A 1358-nucleotide genomic window follows, 5' to 3' on the forward strand; every position below is an offset into this window, starting at 1 on the left:
TTATCACGACTCGTGATAAACACTATTACGACGAGGATAACATCGAGGTGGGCAAGTACATCAACTGCCAAGTCGTGGTAAACCATACTATCGAACTCACGGAGGAGGAAAAAGCGGAAGCAAGAAAAAAGGCTATCGAGCGATACCAAGCGGAGGAATACCGCAAACTGACCGCCAAGAAACCCAAAGTGGAGAAGCAGGTGGAACAGCAGATAGCACAACCCTCACTATTCGAGTTTTAACCCTCTAAACAACAAAAGAAAATGGAAGCAACGGATTTGAACGAAGCACGCATCTATGTAGGCACTTATGCCAAGTACAACAACGGCTCATTGCAGGGTGAATGGGTGGAACTTTCGGACTTCTACGACTTGGACGACTTTATGAAGCGTTGTGCCGAGATACACGAGGACAAGGAAGAACCCGAATATATGTTCCAAGCGTGGGAAGAAATCCCCGATAGTCTGATAGACGAGAGCCATTTGGAGGAAACCTTCTTTGAACTTCGGAACGAATTGGACAGACTGAACAACAGGGAGAAAGAAGCCTTTTGGAGATGGGTGGAGGGCAACAACACCCAACTCACACAAGACGCTTACAGCCTTGTGAAGTCTTTCCAATCGGACTACATAGGAAGTTATGCAAGCAGGGAAGATTTTGCAGAGGAACTTGTAAAAATGGAGAATGACCTATCCGATTTTGCTCTGAGTTATTTCGACTTCGGCAAATATGCCGATGACCTTTTCTGTACAGACTTTTGGTATAAGGACGGCTATGTATTTCGCAACAACTGATTAAGGAGGACAGATTATGAAACCGAGAAACAAGTTTGAGAAAGCAGTACTTGCAGAGAGCAAAAACTTACGTCCGATAACCAAGATGCAGAGTAAGTGGGCATTTCGTGCGTGCATAGACCATTTCGCCTACCGACTGCCCAAAGGTCGCACAACGTGTATGGATTGTGGACATAGTTGGACAATGGTAAAATCAATGGACACTTGCACCTGCCCCCATTGTAAGGCAAGGTTGCAGGTCAAGGAAACCTTTGAACGCAAGATAAGACAGAGGCAATACTTTACGATACTTACCACTTGTGGAGAGTACCAAGTATTAAGAATGTTTCTTCTTTCTGTGGAAATGGAGAAAGGTTGCAAGGCATCATCATACACTATTGAAATCGGTCAGTATTGGTGGAACGCACAAGGACGAAAGACGACTGTTGCCGTTCAGAGAGTATTGGGCAGATACATTGACACCTTTTCCTATTGCTCGCCTATGGCTGTGAGAAACGACAACGAAGCCTACCGCCATATATCGTACTCTCCGATATATCCGAAGTTCAAGGCAACGGAAGCACT

General features: G+C 45.2%; 2 protein-coding genes and 1 pseudogene. All 3 read left to right on the plus strand.

Translation table 11 applies throughout. The features are described 5' to 3' along the window. Nucleotides 1–242 (plus strand): PcfK-like family protein (locus BN93_RS15765; protein ID WP_019189245.1); only part of this gene is annotated, 242 nt, incomplete at its 5' end. A gap of 21 nt (nt 243–263) precedes the next feature. Then, a complete protein-coding gene (locus BN93_RS15770; protein ID WP_019189246.1) occupies nt 264–794 on the plus strand; it encodes an antirestriction protein ArdA in 531 nt (176 codons plus the stop codon). A 16-nt stretch (nt 795–810) separates the two neighbouring features. Beyond that, nucleotides 811–1358, plus strand: a pseudogene (locus BN93_RS15775) (PcfJ domain-containing protein); the annotation flags it as partial.

Origin of the sequence: Prevotella conceptionensis 9403948 (assembly GCF_000312305.1) — a bacterium.
GTDB lineage: Bacteria > Bacteroidota > Bacteroidia > Bacteroidales > Bacteroidaceae > Prevotella > Prevotella conceptionensis.